12 protein-coding genes and 2 pseudogenes are annotated in these 17,888 nt (G+C 40.6%); 6 read left to right on the top strand and 8 right to left on the bottom strand.

Annotation, left to right across the window (positions count from 1 at the left end; genetic code table 11):
• Nucleotides 1-8: 8 nt before the first annotated feature.
• The gene (locus O9323_RS05540; RefSeq protein ID WP_002756103.1) at nt 9-674 is read right to left on the bottom strand and encodes an ImmA/IrrE family metallo-endopeptidase; all 666 of its coding nucleotides are present in this window, start codon (nt 672-674) and stop codon (nt 9-11) included.
• A gap of 5 nt (nt 675-679) precedes the next feature.
• Nucleotides 680-1,036 carry a helix-turn-helix domain-containing protein gene (locus O9323_RS05535; protein ID WP_002738811.1) on the bottom strand — a complete coding sequence of 119 codons (357 nt, stop codon included), beginning with the start codon at nt 1,034-1,036 and terminating at the stop codon, nt 680-682.
• Between the two features lie 175 nt (nt 1,037-1,211).
• Between O9323_RS05535 and O9323_RS05530 the strand changes: the two genes are divergently transcribed.
• The 3 genes and pseudogenes from O9323_RS05530 to O9323_RS22840 all read left to right on the top strand — a co-directional run.
• Nucleotides 1,212-2,003, top strand: coding sequence for a PD-(D/E)XK nuclease family protein (locus tag O9323_RS05530; RefSeq protein WP_002756102.1), 792 nt, complete (start codon nt 1,212-1,214; stop codon nt 2,001-2,003).
• A gap of 3 nt (nt 2,004-2,006) precedes the next feature.
• Nucleotides 2,007-4,250, top strand: coding sequence for a Piwi domain-containing protein (locus tag O9323_RS05525; protein ID WP_002756101.1), 2,244 nt, complete (start codon nt 2,007-2,009; stop codon nt 4,248-4,250).
• Nucleotides 4,251-4,320: 70 nt separating this feature from the next.
• A pseudogene (locus O9323_RS22840) lies at nt 4,321-4,904 on the top strand (hypothetical protein); the annotation flags it as partial.
• A gap of 75 nt (nt 4,905-4,979) precedes the next feature.
• Here O9323_RS22840 and O9323_RS05510 read toward each other — a convergent pair.
• The 6 genes and pseudogenes from O9323_RS05510 to O9323_RS05485 form a co-directional block, all read right to left on the bottom strand.
• Nucleotides 4,980-5,981 (bottom strand): hypothetical protein, encoded by a 1,002-nt coding sequence (locus O9323_RS05510; protein WP_002756096.1) that lies wholly within the window; start codon nt 5,979-5,981, stop codon nt 4,980-4,982.
• 266 nt (nt 5,982-6,247) lie between these two features.
• Nucleotides 6,248-6,430, bottom strand: a complete 183-nt coding sequence (locus tag O9323_RS05505; protein WP_002747805.1) for a hypothetical protein — start codon at nt 6,428-6,430, stop codon at nt 6,248-6,250.
• Between the two features lie 162 nt (nt 6,431-6,592).
• Nucleotides 6,593-9,259: a hypothetical protein gene (locus tag O9323_RS05500; RefSeq protein WP_288124801.1), complete on the bottom strand. Its 2,667-nt coding sequence runs from the start codon at nt 9,257-9,259 to the stop codon at nt 6,593-6,595.
• 95 nt (nt 9,260-9,354) lie between these two features.
• Nucleotides 9,355-10,893 (bottom strand): annotated as a pseudogene (locus tag O9323_RS05495) (hypothetical protein); the annotation flags it as partial.
• A 363-nt stretch (nt 10,894-11,256) separates the two neighbouring features.
• Nucleotides 11,257-11,673, bottom strand: coding sequence for a DUF29 domain-containing protein (locus O9323_RS05490; protein ID WP_002756089.1), 417 nt, complete (start codon nt 11,671-11,673; stop codon nt 11,257-11,259).
• Between the two features lie 336 nt (nt 11,674-12,009).
• Entirely contained in the window at nt 12,010-12,795 is a 786-nt protein-coding gene (locus O9323_RS05485; protein WP_149107977.1) for a chitinase, read from the bottom strand.
• A 536-nt stretch (nt 12,796-13,331) separates the two neighbouring features.
• Here O9323_RS05485 and O9323_RS05480 point away from each other — a divergent pair.
• The 3 genes from O9323_RS05480 (at nt 13,332) to O9323_RS05470 (ending at nt 17,656) form a co-directional block, all read left to right on the top strand.
• Nucleotides 13,332-15,707 (top strand): glycogen debranching protein, encoded by a 2,376-nt coding sequence (locus tag O9323_RS05480; RefSeq protein WP_288124799.1) that lies wholly within the window; start codon nt 13,332-13,334, stop codon nt 15,705-15,707.
• 79 nt (nt 15,708-15,786) lie between these two features.
• Nucleotides 15,787-16,437 carry a TVP38/TMEM64 family protein gene (locus O9323_RS05475; protein WP_288124798.1) on the top strand — a complete coding sequence of 217 codons (651 nt, stop codon included), beginning with the start codon at nt 15,787-15,789 and terminating at the stop codon, nt 16,435-16,437.
• A gap of 211 nt (nt 16,438-16,648) precedes the next feature.
• The gene (locus tag O9323_RS05470; RefSeq protein ID WP_288124797.1) at nt 16,649-17,656 is read left to right on the top strand and encodes a DnaJ C-terminal domain-containing protein; all 1,008 of its coding nucleotides are present in this window, start codon (nt 16,649-16,651) and stop codon (nt 17,654-17,656) included.
• The last annotated feature ends 232 nt before the right edge of the window (nt 17,657-17,888 follow it).

Raw genomic sequence — 17,888 nt, 5'->3', positions numbered from 1 at the left:
CATTGAAGCTATTTCTTGGGAAAATTACTGCCGGGATAAATTACTTTTTTATCGACTTTGATCCAATGGAGACTTTCTAAACGACTTCTAAGATTAGTAATAGTTACTCCCAACTCGTCGGCGATCGCATACAGATGTCCCCATTTAGTCAAGTCACGGCCCTTGATGGCTTTCTCTAACTCACTCATCGCCATTAGTAAACAACTGGCAAAATATTGGGCTTGCCATTCAATTCTTTGGCTAGAATCAACTGTCCGACATAGAAAAGGTTGAATTGTCTCTAGGGAATCTCCCTGATTGATTCGATCCAAAAAGTTAGAGACGGCTGTTTGATTAATATGAAGGACAAAATGACCAATTTCATGGGCTAAACTCGAATTTTTAAAACCTTCTTTTGCTAGGGATGAATTGTGAGAATCTCTTAAGAATTTTACATCTTCATTGAGAATAATTTTCTTTTCTGTGGGAATAATCATCGCGGCGATTTCTCCCTCTTGATCTGGCTTTATGTCCGTCCATTCAATAGCCAAATCAAAATAATCAGCCACTGCTTCCGCAATATCGCAATTTCTTAAGGGACGACGACGATTAGCTTTTACTTTCTTGAGAATATTGTCTGCCTGAGCTTCAATCACTGTTTTGGGAATAAAACTATAGGGTTTAATAATATCCAAGATATTTACTCCTCTGGTTCTAATTTTGTCGCCTCAGAAATAATTTTTTGGGCAAAATTGGGATTGTCTTTCATGCGACGCAATAAAATTGGCATTTGTTGGTATTTTTGAACTAACTCTTTGAAGACTTTTTGATCATCTGAACTCAGTCGTCCTGCTAATTCTCCTAGAGTTTGAGCATTTAATTTTAAATGAGTCGCTAAGGACTCAATAACCTGCTGACTAGGAGGATAACCCGCATGATCATTTTCTAGCTTCGATAGATAGGTATAGTCCACCCCAATCAACTTAGCTAGTTCTCTCTGACTATATTCCTCCTCTCGACGAGCTTTGCGGATAACCTGTCCAAATGTTTCTGACACTGCTTTTCTCCCAACCGCTCAAAAAAATTATATCAAGGGTTGACTATTTCAGTCAACATAGGCTAAAGTTAGTTCATTGGCGTTGATTATTTTAGTCAATGTCATCCTAGCATTATCCTGACCGAGGGAAAAAATCTTGTCCTGCCAGTCCCCCAAAAAGCCTTGGTATCCTCCGATGAGCTATAGTCTTTGGCGATCACTAAAACCAGCGATTGGCTATGAGAATTGGCATTGTCAGACAAAACGGGGGTTTGAAAAAGCGCGAAACAAAGAACCAGAAGTCCAAAGATTATTATCAGAAGATAATCAACCGCAAAAAATTGGTAAGTTGGCACAAAGGGGAGTTTTTGAGTTTCATCAAGAGCCAGTGAGATTATCAGGTTCCCATGGGGTGGAACAAGTGGCAAAAATCCTGCAATTAAATCAAGAATCGCCAGAAATTCAAGCTAGGGTTTTAGTAATTTTAAACAATTACTATCAACAACCAATTTTATTGAATCAAGAGATTATTAATTTATCTAGAGGCGATGAAGGTTATCCAGAACCTATTGTTATCGAGCAAGGCAAATATCGGTTTAATTTGTCCGCTGCCTTTGATTGTATTTTCAGAGAAGCTGATGACACTATACATATTTTAGATTTGAAAACTGGTCAATCTAATTTTGATCGTCGTCAGGCTCATGTTTATTTACTGGCGGCTAGTTACCGTTATCCTCAGAAAAAAATTGTCGCTTCTTTTTACAATTTAGAAACCCAAACAAGCTCAGAAAAAATATCCCTGTCTTCTGAGGCAATAGAAGCAGTTAAAATCGAACTAGCTTCCCTGGCCAAAAAACATCAGCAACAACTACAAAAATATAAAGATCACCCCAAAGATTTTTATCATATTTTTCCGCCTCAAAGTGGCTATGTCTGTCGTTATTGTCCGTTTACATCGATTTGTGATTATGCAAATAAGGAGGTTTAGATCATGAATTACACAGAAACTAAAACAGCCAACTCTCCAATATTTTTGAGTGAAATTAGTTCCTTAACCCTCAAGAATAATTGTTTAAATTGTTTTAAGCTTAATCATCAAGTTACTAGAAAAATAGGTAATCGTTTTGGTTGGCAATTCAGTCGGAAGTTTCCTGCTGTGGTGGTTATTTTTGAAGATAATTGTTTTTGGGTATTAGCTAAAGATGAAAAATATATTCCTTCTTTACAACAGTGGAAAGAAGCTTTATCAGATATTCAAGAGGTTTTACGAGAAGATATTGGCGATCACTATTATTCTATTCATTGGCTAAAAGACTTTCAGATAACAGCTTTAGTTACAGCACAATTAGCAGTTAGAATTCTGAAAATATTTGGTAAATTTTCCTATCCAATAGTTTTTCCCAAAGATAGTCAGATAAGTGAAAACCAAGTACAGGTAAGGAGAGAAGTTAACTTTTGGTCAGAAATCATCAATGACACCGATCCAGCTATTTGTTTAACTCTTGAAAGTAGTATTGTCTATAGTGGAGATTTAGAACAGTTTTATGAAAATCATCCCTATAGACAAGATGCGGCTAAATTATTAGTAGGTTTAAAGGTTAAAACTATAGAAACTAATGGGACAGCTAAAATTATTAGAATAGCGGGTACAATTGGGGAAAAAAGAGAGGAACTATTAACAAGAGCTACGGGTTCAATTAGTCGAAGAAAATTAGAAGAAGCTCATCTGGGGCAGCCAGTGGTGGCGGTACAATTTGGCAAAAATACCAAGGAGTATATTTATCCATTGGCAGCTTTAAAACCCTGTATGACAGATAAGGATGAGAGTTTATTTCAAGTCAATTACGGAGAGTTATTAAAGGAAACAAAAATCTTCTATGCTGAACGACAAGAACGATTAAAATTGTATAAGCAGGAGGCACAAAAGACTTTAAATAACTTTGGGTTTCAGTTAAAAGAAAAAAGTATTAACAGCCAAGAATACCCCGCATTATTTTGGACTCCTTCCATTTCTCTTGAGCAAACACCTATCTTATTTGGTAAGGAAGAAAGGGGAGAAAAAAGAGAAACTCTCAAAGGATTATCGAAGGGGGGTGTATATCAACGTCATCGAGAATATGAAGATCCTGCTCGTAAAATTCGTTTAGCTATTCTGAAACCAGCTAATTTGAAAGTGGGAGATTTTAGAGAACAATTAGAAAAGCGATTAGAACTTTATAAATTTGAGACCATTTTGCCAGCAGAGAATCAAATAAATTTCTCTGTTGAAGGTGTAGGATTTGAAAAAAGAGCTAGACTGGAAGAAGCAGTTGATCAATTAATTGGAGGAGAAATTCCTGTAGATATTGCTTTAGTATTTCTTCCTCAAGAGGATCGCAATGCTGATAATACTGAAGAAGGAAGTTTATATTCGTGGATTAAAAAAAAGTTTTTGGAGCGTGGAGTTATAACTCAAATGATTTATGAGAAAACTTTAAATGATAAGAGCAACTATAAGAATATTCTCAATCAAGTTGTCCCCGGAATCCTAGCCAAATTAGGAAATTTACCCTATGTCCTTGCTGAACCTCTAGAAATTGCCGATTATTTTATTGGTTTAGATGTGGGAAGGATGCCTAAAAAAAATCTTCCGGGGAGTCTCAATGTTTGTGCAAGTGTGCGACTATATGGAAAACAGGGAGAATTTGTTCGCTGTCGGGTAGAAGATAGTTTAACCGAGGGAGAAGAAATTCCTCAACGTATTCTGGAAAATTGTTTACCGCAAGCTGAACTAAAAAATCAGACAGTTCTCATTTACAGAGATGGTAAATTTCAAGGAAAGGAGATTGAGAATTTACTAGCAAGAGCTAGAGCAATTAATGCTAAATTTATTCTCGTAGAATGTTATAAAACTGGCATTCCTAGACTTTATAATTTTGAGCAAAAACAGATAAATGCTCCCTCAAAAGGATTAGCTTTTGCTTTATCAAAGCGGGAAGTTATCCTGATAACGTCCCAAGTGTCTGAACAAATAGGTGTTCCTCGTCCCTTGCGCTTAAAAGTTCATGAATTAGGAGATCAAGTAAATTTAAAACAGTTAGTTGACACTACGTTAAAATTAACTTTACTTCACTATGGTTCTCTCAAAGAACCCCGTTTACCTATCCCTTTGTATGGAGCGGATGCTATTGCTTATCGACGCTTACAAGGAATTTGTCCTAGTTTATTAGAAGATGATTGTCAATTCTGGCTTTAGAGAGGAAAATTATGTAAATTCTCCTAAGTACAGGACAAAAAGCTGGAAAAGTAGGCGGGAGTAGGGTTTTATCAAAAATAGCACTAATCTTGAAACCCCTAGGAACCAATATAACGCATTGAAACAAGCTCTCAAACCTCCTCAAGGGATGGCACGGAGCAAGACTCTCTTTCCTCGCTCTCTTCTTACTGGCTCTGTTGAAAGTAAAAACCGTCAACCTCAAGGAATTAGCTCTAGGTTTTGAAGGTCGGGTATTGGTAGAGTCCCATTACAAACGATGACAACGCTTGTTTGGGGACTTCGAGAGAGATTATACCAATTCTCCAAAGTCTGACTACAGAAGTTTAATCCCCCTAAATCCCCCTTAAAAAGGGGAACTTAAAGGGGGATTTAAATTCGATGTGTAGTTTTCATTTAGAGAAATGGTATTACTCTCAAATAGCTCCCATTGTAGTCCAGTGGCTCCATATCTCTCAACCCTGGGTATTGAGTATTGACCGCACCAATTGGTCATTTGGTAGTCATCACTACAACATCCTCACAGTCGGCATTGTCCATGAAGGGGTAGCTATACCCATTCTCTGGTGGATGCTCAAGAAGAAAAAAGGCAACTCAGACAGCGATGAACGGATGCGAACGGTTACTTTCTTGATCTCCGCAATTATTTTGCCCACTGCTGTTATTGTATGTCTTGAATCCGCAAAAGTCCGTATAATTTAGCCAAGAAAATTATTTTTCTTTTTCAATTAATCCAGATTCAGTTTTTTTAACTAAATCTGAGGCAAATCTTTCACTAAATCCCACTAAAAAAGCACAGGAAAAGATAAATAAATCCTGACGGGCTTTGTTTGTTATTAAACTAGAAGAATTTTGATCCTGGGTAATCATAAAATCAATTTTAATCAACGTATCTGAGCTAATTAAACTAAAGATAAAAATACCGAAAATTAGACCAATTAAGGGTCTAAACAAACCAATAAAAAAAGGAATGAGGGGGTCGTCATATTTTTTGTCTGTAAAGTCGATAATTCTGAGTAAAATACTCGCAACACTTCCCAACACTCCTGCTGTTGCCGCATAAACTAAACCATAAAATATATGCCGATTAGGATTTATCGTATCACTCGATGATTTTAACTGTTCTGAATAACTACTAGAAGGAATGGGTACTGGGGAGTTTGCTTGAGGTAATGGTTTTGAAATAATTGCCTCCTTTTGAGAGGATTTCTGGTGTAAATTATCATCAAATCTGTAAATTTCTTGAGCAGAAAATTTCAGGGCAATAATAGATAAAAAAGTTGTAATAGATAAACCTAAAAATATTTTGAATGGAACTGATCTTGTAGCATAGATAGAACTAAATCCATTTAGAATATGTCCCCACAAAAAATAGCGACTATTATTAATTTCCTTTTCTAGATTAATTCTGAATCCTCGAATAGCATCAACCCCGACTTTATTGGTTTTTGCCATGAGCAATATATATTTAATTTCCTCTAATAACAAAATAAATTTAGTTGGATCATTGTTAAAAATAAACCAACCAATTTTCCAGCTATTACTTTTTTTATAAATCAAATAATTCAGATGATGAATCTGTTGAACTAAGTTAGCGATTTCTAGTTGTAATTCAGGAGAAATTATCGGCAAAACCTCTAATAAAACTTCCCGAATATCCGCATTTAAGGCGTTAATATCGTCATTTTTTTTGACTGGAGTGGAAGTTATCATATTTTTTGGGGACTTTTTAGATTGATTAATAGAATGAAAAGGGGCGTTGCTGAATCAAGGTATGAATGACAACTTTGCACCCATCCAAAAGTTAGTTTGGGTCTAGGGTTTAAAAATCCCACAAGAGAAGATTCATATCTCAAATTAGCAACGCCTGAAAAGGCTATCTCTCCTCCGTATGCCTTCTGGCGACTAATTCAATTTTGTTGATACATTTTGATTATCTCAGATTTTGGATCATTTTTTCTGGGGAGTACTCTAACACTTTAAGAGGAGGAAACAGGAACAGACGAACTGTTTTCTTCGTGCTGTTGATTACGAGCAACGGCTGTATAGCCATTACCTGAGATCATCACATCACTACAGGCGATCGCTGTATTAACGAATAGCGAAAAACTGATGAGTACAGTAATAAAAAGATCGAGAATTTTGGTAATGTTCTTGCTCATTATGTTGTAGATGCCATTTTTAAAAAGATAAACTTAAAAAATAAACTTGGTTGCTATGAAGGCGATCGCATTTTCAATTAGGAGATAAATAAGAGCGATCGCCTGATCGAAAACAGTAAAGATTACGGCCTTGTTTAGGGAATTATTTGAGATTTTGGTAGCCTACAGAAATAAAAGCCACAAACAATCGAGGGCAACATCAGCACCGGCATCGAGGGCAACATCAGCACCAACATCAACGGCAGCATCAGCGTCCACAGCTAATCCGGCAGCATCGGCGTCAACATCGGCGGCATCGGCAGCAGCATCGGCAGCATCACCAGCATCACCGGCGTTTGTTGTTCCAGGGTCGGAGGGTTCAATCAGTTCTGGCGGTTTAGAGAAATTAATGGGAGTGCCAACATTAGTAAAAATCCCAGTCGCATAATCGGTTATATCCGCCACTTCAATTCCTTCTGAGGCTAATGCGGTTACTGCGGTTTCCTCTGAGGAGAAAATCTCCGAAATGACCTCAAATACCCATTCGGTAAAGGCTTCACCTACTTCCATTGCTTTATTTTGAAGATACATTCGGATAATTAATACAGTAACTTTCTTAATATCTCCGAGAATAACTTGCCAAGTTGTGGGAATAGTTGAATTAGCATAATAAAATTCTCCCATTTGTCCAGAGAAGGAATAAGTTCCTGCTTGAAAAAATGTTACCTTTTCGTTTAAGGTGAGAGTTCCATCAAAATAATTCCCGATGTAGCTACTGCTAGAAGTTGGGGCGGTTTGAGTTCCAAATTGAACAGTTCCGGATGTATTAATCGGCATAGAACCGGTCCAAGTTAGGGTATTTGTCGCCTGATTAAAATTACTTGTGGGAATAGTGGTGGTTGTATTATTATTACCAAAATTGAGAGAGACTTGAGGGGTATTACCGCTCATAGAAACGTCTAACTCTGGTCCCATAATCGGATTAGAATTAGAGTTAGAACTAGAAGATGAAGGCGTTAAAACTGTCACCCCATAAGAACCGATCCACTCAGATAGATCCTGTGGTTGAGATAATTCTCCGGCAAAAGTTCCCGACTGAGTGAAGCTACCACTACTATTGAGATTGGTTTGTAATTTCCCGGTAAAAGTCGGTCCTGAGTAGCTATTTTGACTATTTGCCGTAGCTTGATCAAAGGTTAAAGTAGCAGCAGAATTATTACCACCGTTAGAAGTCCAAGTCAGTTGATTGTAGACAGCATTGTAAGACCAATTATTAATAACTACGCCATCGAGAAGAATCTGTAATGTGCCGGATGGATCACATTGAATGGTTAAAGAGGGGGGTTGCGCCCAAGGAGAATAGGAAGTAACACCATAGAAACCTGTCCAATTTTTGAGGGGGAAACTAACAGGATTGCCAATTTCTCCATAATAGGTTAACGTTTGGGTTTCTCCTTGATAGGAAACGGTTATTGTACCTTGAAACCAAGGACCTGTATAGCCGGTGGGTTGGGTAGAACTCAGAGAAATCGGAGAAGTATAATAGAATTGAACTTGTCCGGCGGTGGTATTTCCTCCGGTCATTGGCCAACTTAAAACACCATTATTAAAGGTGTAGTTTTCTAGCGTGACACCACATAATTGAGGAATAGCTTGATTATTGGAATCAAGAACAATAGCCAGTACAGGGGCAGTATTTTGAGTAATATTTCCTTGGGGAACAACTTCAGTTAATCCATAAACTCCTAACCAGAAAAGCAGATCGGTATAGCCAAATTGGAGTAAGGCTTGATAAAGGGCTTGGGGAGTGGTATCATAGCCCTGTTGTTGAAACCAACTGGTTAAATTTTGGTTAGCGGTGTTAATAATTTCGGTGCTAGTTGCGCCGTTTTGTTGTTGGGTTTGAGCATTGGTGGCAAGGGTTTCTAATTCAGTGTTAAACTGTTGAGCAATGGATGAATTTTCTAAGAGAAATTGTAGAAAACTTTGGGCTGATTGATCCGTAGAAGTTTCGGCAATTTGCCCGGAAAATGTGCCAGATTGACTAAAGCCACCGCTTCCATTAGGATCGGTTTGTAAAGTCCCTGTAAAACTTAGACCAGAATAGGCATTAGGACTATTAGCAGTGACTACGGAAAAAGTTAGAGAAGCGGCGGATCCATTACCACCGGACGTTGTCCAAGTGAGTTGATTATTTGAGGCATCAAAAGACCAATTATTAATAACAATATTCTCAAAAATAACCTCTAATGAACCGGTATTATTGCCTTGAATTGTGAGAACGGGGGGTTGGCTCCATTCGGAGTAAGTTGTGGTTCCATAATAGCCGATCCAATTCCATAAAGGATCCGGATTTAAACTGATAAAAATATTGTTAGTTGTTGGACTATTCTCACCGCCGTTAAGGCTAACTGTATAGGCACTACAGGCAATCACATTATCAGTTGAACTATTAGTCGGTTCGGTAAATCCTGAAGGAGTGAGTAGATTAATATAGGGAGTAGAACCCCCCGACCAAAACCAAAAATCTATTGTTGTTCCGGCAATGGTTATTAAAGGAACACTGCCCTTTTGTATGGTTTGATTGCCAGATCCATTGGTTAAATAAAAGCTGGCTACATTATATAACCCCGGTGTAACGACTCCCGATTGTGCCCCTTGAATCCATTGATAATCTTTGCCAATGGCTTCTAGAACACCACTAAAGTCATAGGACATATTATAACCATTGTTACTGGGGAAATAATTGACGAGATAAAAGGTGTAAACAATTTCACCGGTATCTGGTGGTACTGGTGCATAACCATAAACTTGTTTAGGGGGATCATAACTATTTTTAAAAGTAACCATTTGACCTTTTTAGTGATTCAATTTCGTTAATTTTGCCAATGGGCGAAAAAACTTTCTTTCGCCCATCTATTGCGATTAGTGAAAGGGTTTAGCCCTTAGAAATCCTCCCCCCCGCCATAAAATGGAAGTTCTTTCATATCACTGTCCTCATCCTCATCGTCATCATCATCGTCATCACCGCTAGTTTGCTCAGTATCTTCACCCGCCTGAGCTATCTCATTGTCACTAGGGGGACCAGCATTTGAGCTTCCCCCCCCTGTATTTGTAGGTTCTTCGAATTGTGTACCACTTCCACTCTGAGAAGTGTTAGGGGATTGCTCGTTGATTACGAGGGGCTTCGGTGAACCTTCTGTGGTAGTGCTAGTGGTAGTGGTAGTGTTAGTGGTAGTGGTAGTGTCGCCGCCCTCATCGCTGTCTGAGTCGTCGTCCTCATCGTCATCGTTTCCTGAACCTGATTCTGTTCCCCCTTGTTCGGATTCACCTCCACCTGAACCTCCACTTGAGCTACTTTTTTGTTCAATTTCCGGTTGTTCCTCAGCATTCAAACTATCCTCCCCAGAGGGAGCATTTTCCTCATTCATTGACTTTTTAGTGACTAAAGAACTGATTTTGCTATAAAGCCATTTAGCCGGTAGCTCTATGAAAAGAGTAAAAAGACCCTCAAAAACCTTCATACCTATTCCAGTGAAAAATCCCATGGCAATACCCTGCTCAATTTGCTTCCATGTGATAAAAGGTTGTTTAGCAGGGGAAGTGGAGGAGGGAGGCGGCTCGCCAATTTGACCACTATAGGAGTAACCTCCGGCGTTCAAGCTACCGACTGAGGTAGATAAGGTTAAAGTTCCACTAAAATAATTACCGATATAACTACTACTGGACGTTGCGGCAGTTTGTTGGCCAAATTGAATCTGTCCAGATGTGTTAATTCCACTGGAACTTGTCCAAGTTAAGGTATTGGTTGCTTGATCGAAAGAATCGATCGCCGATGGAGGAATCGTAGCGATCTGATTATTGCCAAAGTTGATCTGAACTTGGGGAGAATTGTTACTGAGGTAGAGATTTAATTCTGGACCCAAAACATCATCACTATCGTCATTACTGGAACTTGGAGAGAGAACCGTTACCCCATAACTTCCTACCCATTGGTTCAAAGATTTAGGAGTGGAAAGAATTCCATTGTAGGTGTAGGTTGTCCCCCCATCGGTATAAGTTCCGGTAAAACCGGGTCCGTTATAGGTTGATGAACCACTAGGTTGTACTTGAAGAAAAGTCAGATTTCCTGCTGTTGAATTATTAGTAGTGGTCCAAGTTAATTGATTGAGAGCGCAGTTATAAGTCCAATTCTGAATCGTTTCTCCTCCTACAGTTACTGTAAATCCTCCAGAACCATCGGGTTGAAGAATCAAAGCTTGTCCTTGAGAAGATTGACTACTGCCGGGGGGGGTGAAAGTAGTCGTGCCGTAGTATCCTGTCCAAAAGCTGAGGGGAAAACTCACAGGTTGACCGAGTTCTCCGGTATAGTTCCATTGAGTTCCATTGATGGTTATAGTACCTTGAAACCAAGTCCCCCCTCCGGAAACGCTCTCGACAGTGTAATTACCTCCTGAAAAATTGCTAGGAATGGGGTTAGGAAGCTATCCCTTATAGGGATCTTTCTTAACAATTTTTGCAGTAAGCACTCCAACCCTTATCCTGATTTGATTGCAGTTTTTTCTTTGTCATTAAGGGTGTCAACAAGGAATATTACAGATTGTTAAACGAGTCTTTAAAGTCCTGGGCTACAAAGGTTTGAAATGTTAAGAAAGATGTGACTAAAGGACAGAAGTGGCCGAGACCAAAAATCAACTACCAAATCCGCTTGATAAAATCTAGTTTCGTAAGGGGGTGAGGAGTGAAGAGTGAGGAGTTATACCCCCACATTCTTCACTCTTAACTATTAACTTCTAACTCCTAACAATACCCTCTTTTTAAAGCCAGATTTGCTATAAGCTAGGTAGTTAAGGAAGTAAATCCTCAAGGTTGTAGGGACAAGTAGTTGGCAGATTTAGGTCATATTTAGCTAGGACAATTTCCACAGCATCCTGATAGATTTCAGAAAAATCTTTTTGGAGTTTGGGTTTCATTGAAGGACTTAACCGTCGTTTAATATTCTTCCTAAAAGCTACCATTTCTGAGCGCCAGTGGCGATCACACTCAGGTCGGTTAGCATAGTCTATTTTTAAACGATGTTCAATCTCTCTCATCAACAGACTAGCAACCGCACTGTAATCACTGCGTCCCAAGGCTTCGATCTCCTCAATGATGTTTTCCCAGTCCAATTCCTGGAAATTTTGCTCTCTTAAAGCTTGAGCTTGTTCGATTGTCCATTGATAGAAATCTGTCTCGTAAATCCGATCATTTGTTATCTGACTCATGGATTAAATAAACCCCAATAATCATTCTTTAATTGTTGCCAAAATCTCAACCCTTTTCCCCGTCCCCTTTTTCAAGCATCAGTTTAGCATACTAGGTTCGGTAGAGCTATTTTGGTTCTTCGTTACTTGGTCTGGTTTGATCGGGTGACATAAATCGACTAAATCCTTTAAATCCTTATCTAGCAAGAGTTCTATTGATTAGTTTGTTCTAGAGCAAAAACAATTGATAAAAATCGCAGCAATGTCTTTCTCTATAAGGATTTCATCTCTTATAACCCCGTCCATTGCATAGCACAAACCGAAGAGCCAAAATTAGCACCAGAAAGGTATTTATAGTTAAACAGGAAAAACTTTGATCGCTTTTTCGTAGTAAGCTTGACGATCAGCTAGTCCGTTAAGACCACCATTGACTCGTCGGGTGATTTCTTCCACTGTTGCACCGCGATCACAAAGAGCATTCATGTTATTGTTATGCCACCAAAAACCGCCACTGGTAAAAGGATAGGTGGTACTAACATAGTCAACTCCATCCATCACTTTCGGATCATGAATATAATTCGCAAAAGCTTGATAGTTACTGCGTCCCGTTAGTTGAATAACGCCTGCTCCCTTATATTTGGGACCATCTCCTGGATAAATATTTCCTAGGTCTTTCCGTCCGTTATACTCCTCACCGCTACCGAGTTCTTTCATCCATTTCAAGCCTCCACTTTCATGGGCAGTTTGGCTTAAGAAATGACACATTCGGGGGTGAGTGTTAATTTCAAAGCGATTTAAGCAAGAATTGAGATCTGCTAATTGTCCATCGCTAATGACATTACCATAGATAGATTCGGCTTGAGCTTTGGAGATTAAATTATTACCCCCTGGTAATTCTTTAAGTTCTAGTAAAAATTTCGCCGAAGATGCTCCCAAGGTATCCAATTCGCCTTCTTTGATTTTTTGTTTGAATTGCTCAAAGGCTTGTTTTGTTTGGGGTCCATAAATGCCATCAACACCATGAGCAGCAAGTAATCCGAAAACTTGCAAACGGGTCTGAACTTCTCGGCAAAGTTCCGAGTCTCCTGCTAAGGAATCAATGGGTTTAACGAGGTTTTGTTGAATGATGTCTTCTAATTTCATGGTATTTATTTCCCGGTTCAGATTTTCCGATGGTGATCGCTGAGTTAATCAAGACTAAAAAACTAAGATAGTTGAGCATCCATTGTATCTAAATCCTGATCAGATAGGGTTAGAGTATCAGATAAATTGTTAGTCAGTGACCCCTCAATATTGGGGAACAATGTCTAAACTATTCTATAATTGGCTGGAAAGATTGAGTCCTGGCTCTGTCGTTTCATAGTAATTAGCCAAGTCTTGATCGCCAAGGGTTGCACCGGCAGAAAATTGCGTATAAACCTTGACTTGTTTGCCTTTTGGATTCCAGCTTGTCTGATTCTCATAATTAGATAGAGGATTGTCGGGAGGAGCAACTTTATGAGATGCTTAAGTTCTGCAGCTAAAAGTTATGCCTATGTCAGCCCCCCCATCCTCAACCATTTGAGTAACTAAGTCAATGGATTAAGCCCAGAAACGTTGAATTTCGTCATAAAAATTTACATTCAAGAGCATACTAAATCTATACTTTAGACAGTCATAATCTGAGATTTATTAAACTTATGAAATCGGAGAGTGAGATCGGTCAAAATCATCCCCAATCTGGTAATTATGCCCCCCTAGATAGCCATCTTTGGGCCGATGCCACCTATCCCCTCGGAGCGCATTATCGGGGCGATAGCGTCACCTTTGCCGTCTATTCTAAAAATGCCAGTCAGATTCTTCTGGAAATCTACGATCGCCCGACGGGAGAAAACGCTAAGTATGATTACTGGTTGACAAAAAACCCAAATGATGATATATGGCGGGCAAAAATCGCCGGTATTCCCCACGGCAGTTACTATGCTTTTCGCTGTTGGGGTTCCAATTGGCAATTTGATCAAAAATGGCAAAGAGGTCACAGTAACGCCGGTTTTCAGGCAGATGTGGACGATTTCGGCCATCGCTTTAACCCCAATAAAGTCCTCTTCGATCCCTACGCGCGAGAACTTTCCCACGACCTTGAAACCCCGGCCATGATCGCGGCCGGAGAAAATGCTGGAATCTATGCCACGGGAGAAGGGGACTACAAAGGAGTGATCCGGCGGCAATATGATACGGGTAAATGGTCGCCCAAAGGCATTGTGATCGCGCCGGATGGGACTTCTACCGGTACTCGTCCCCGTCTGGGGTCCGAAAAAGCGATCATTTACGAGGCCCATGTGCGCGGTTTAAGTCATCACCCCTCCGCTAGTCGTTTGGAAGATATTCTCAAGGGAATTACGGGTTTTGAGGAAGTGGCCAACGTTCCCGACCAGTACAGAGGAACTTATGCGGGGGCCGGCTATATGGCCAAATATCTGAAAGCGCTGGGATTTACCACGATCGAACTCTTACCGGTCCAGGAAACCGCTAACGATAATAACCCCGACGATCGCCCCGGCGGTAACTATTGGGGTTACATGACCTTTGGTTATTTCGCTCCCGATCGCCGTTATGCTTATGATCGCTCCCCCGGGGGACCCACCAGAGAGTTTAAGTCCATGGTCAAAGCTTTCCACGACCAAGGTATGGAAGTTTATCTCGATGTGGTCTATAATCACACCGGAGAAGGGGGCAATTGGGGCAGCAACGATGTCACCGGATTTGTTAGTTTTGGTGGTTTTGATGTGGTGGAATACTATCAACTCACCGACGAACATTATCTAGTTGATGGGGCCACTGGCTGCGGAAATCAATTAAACTTTTCCCATATTGTCACCTGTAATCTGGTTCTTGATTCCCTCATCTATTGGTTAGAAACCATGGGAGTTGATGGTTTTCGTTTTGATCTGGCCCCCGTCCTCGGTCGAACTCCTTCTAGTCATGAACGAGAAGATTGGGGCAAACAAAAACAATTCTTTCCTAAACATCCTTTGTTAGAAAAGATCGAGCAATTAGGCAAGAAATATGATGCCGAAATGATCGCCGAAGCTTGGGATATCTGGGGTTACGAAGTAGGTAATTTCCCAACGGGTTGGGGCGAGTGGAATGGCCGTTATCGCGATGCAATCCGGCGTTTTTGCAAGGGAGATGGTAATACTTTTAAATTCATCGAACAGGTGAACGGAGATTATCACAATTTTCATGACCAAGGCGGACCACACAAATCGATCAGTTTTATTGTTGCCCACGATGGTTTTACCCTGATGGATTTGGTCAGTTATAACAATAAAAATAACCTCAATCCCTGGCCTTTTGGTCCTTCCGATGGCGGCAATAATAATAACGATTCTTGGGATTCTGGGGGTGATCAGGCCTTACGTCGCCAAAGATTACGCAACTTTTGGACGATTCAATTTTTATCTCGCGGTGTTCCCATGACTGTCTGGGGTGATGAATTTGGCCGCAGCCAAAATGGTAATAATAATCCCTACAATATTGATTGTCTGGCCACTTGGAATAATTATGATATGATTGCCACCCGTTCACCCCATCTACTGCCCACCGGTTATCGGGAAGCTTATCACAATAATTTTGGCACGGGAACTAATCAAGAAGAACGCAATCCTTTATTTATTTTTGCCGCTTATATTGCTCACTTAAGAAACAATCATATAGCACTCAAACAGCGCCGCTATGGCGATATGGTTCTCAATGCGGGCAATAGTGTCACCTATTTATTTAAAAAACCCGATGGGGTTAGCGATTTAACTGCCCATGCTCGCTCTATTTGGTTTTTAATTGATGGTAGTGCCGTCGGTGATCACGATTTTTTGGTGTTAATTAATATGTATCATCTGCCGGTGGATTTTCGTCTTCCCTCCCCAGGCAATAATTATCGTTGGGTAAGACTTATTGACACGGCAGCTTGGGCAGAAACCAATTATAATTGTTGGTCTGTGGAGCAAGGAGCAGTAATTGCCGATCGCTATAAAGTCAATGGTTTTTCGATCGTGGTTCTCGAGGAGATTAACTGAATTTTTGGCAATAGGGAAATGTAAACCCCTATTGCATCTTATGTTTTATAACCCGCACTTAGCCCAAAATTGCCGTTAAATGTCTAAAACTAAAAGTAGTGTTATTATCCTAACCATAATTTGTATTATCGCCACAGCGATGGGAGTTTATCTAATCGGTGGTATCGACTCCCAACAATTACAGATCTGGTTAAAACAAATGGGAATTATGGCCCCCATTTTGTATATTATTGTCTATACGATCGGGACAATTTTAATCCTACCTTCTACCCCCTTAAACCTCAGTGGTGGCGCGATCTTTGGGGTAGTTATGGGAACAGTTTGGACAACGATCGCCGCTTTGGTGGCCGCTATAGTTGCCTTTGCTTTTACCCGTACTATTGGCCGGGAATATACCGCCAAAAAATTTCAGGGAAAATGGCAAGCGATCGATGCAGAAATGCAGCAAGGCGGCCTATTGTATATGTTTGCTATCCGTCTATTACCGATTATTCCCTACGGTATCGTTAACTTTGTTGCGGGATTAACTTCTATCCGTTTTCGCGATTATTTCATCGGTACTTTATTAGGCACTGTCCCCGGAATTTTACCCTTTGTCATGATGGGTGCGGGTTTAAAATCTTTGGGAAAAGGCGATATACTGCCCCTAATGGTGGCTTTTACCCTCATTGCTCTGTTAGTAGGTGTGGGAACTTGGTATCGTCGTCGTCGGCAATTTCCCTTTCAGTGATCAGTTATCAGTTATCAGTTATCAGTTATTAGATTGGAGTTTTAAGTAGATAGTGTTAAGTGAAAACTTTGGCACTTTATTTTCACTGATCACCGGTTACTGGTTACTGTTCACCGATCACTGATCACTGATTCAAGCCTGACAACGATAAAATTAAGTTAGATTAGGAGTATCCCGACTGAATCCCCATTGCTAAGGAGATAGCGTATCGATGCCTGCCGCAGATTATAAAGATTATTATGCCGTTCTGGGAGTAGGTAAAACTGCCAGCGCTGAAGAAATTAAAAAAGCTTTTCGCAAATTAGCTGTCAAATATCACCCCGATCGCAATCCTAACAATAAAAGCGCCGAAGAACGTTTTAAAGAAATTAGCGAAGCTTACGAAGTCCTCTCCGATAGCGAAAAACGCCAAAAATACGATCAATTTGGACAATATTGGCAACAGGCCGAGCGATCGAATTGGCCAGGTGGTAATGGGGGGGTTGACTTTGGTTCCGACGGTTTTGACTTTAGCCAGTACAGCACCTTTGATGATTTTATCAATGAACTGCTCGGTCGCATGGGGCGCTCCGGCGGTACTCGCCCCAGTTCCCATTCCTACGGGACTCCGGGGAGAGGATTTGGCGATTTTAGCAATTTTAACGACTTTGCCGGCGCTCGTACTCCACCGCAATCCGTCACTTCTGGTGTCTCCACCGCTAAACTGCGTCTGAGTTTTGGGGAAGCTTTACGAGGAGTACAAAAACGGGTTAATTTAGCCGGAGAAATGATCGATATCAAAATCCCCCCAGGAACCAAAACCGGTAATCGTCTCCGGGTACGGGGTAAAGGACTAATCGATCCCTTGAGTAAACAACGGGGAGATCTATTTCTCGATGTGGAATTAGAACCCCATCCTTTCTTTACTTTTGAAGGCGATAATTTAACCTGTGAAGTGCCGATTACTCCCGATGAGGCAGTTTTAGGCACAGCGATTGAAGTTCCTACCCCCGATGGCATGGTGACGGTAAAAATTCCCGCCGGTATTCGTTCCGGTCAATCCCTGCGCTTACGCGGCAAAGGTTGGATCGATAATAAAGGACAACGCGGCGATCAATTAGTCAAAATTGTCATCGATACTCCCAAAGAATTAACGGCGATCGAACGGGAATTATACGAGAAAATTAAATCTCAGCGTACCACCGATCCCCGTCGTCATCTCAGACAGGTGCAAATTTAAGTCCCTAGCTAGGGTTTGCCAAAACAGTTTTTCTTGGTCCTGATTACTGTCTCTGGGGTTTATAAGTGGTTAGGTGTTAATTCGTCAGTTCCCCCCCTTATCAAGGGGGGATTAAGGGGGGATCGGCACCCCCCTTATCAAGGGGGGATTAAGGGGGGATCGGCACCCCCCTTATCAAGGGGGGATTAAGGGGGGATCGGCACCCCCCTTATCAAGGGGGGATTAAGGGGGG

Source organism: Microcystis sp. LE19-131.1A, assembly GCF_027532015.1.
Lineage (GTDB): Bacteria > Cyanobacteriota > Cyanobacteriia > Cyanobacteriales > Microcystaceae > Microcystis > Microcystis ichthyoblabe_A.
Note: the sequence above shows the minus strand (reverse complement) of the source record. Positions and strands in the feature narration are given on the sequence as shown.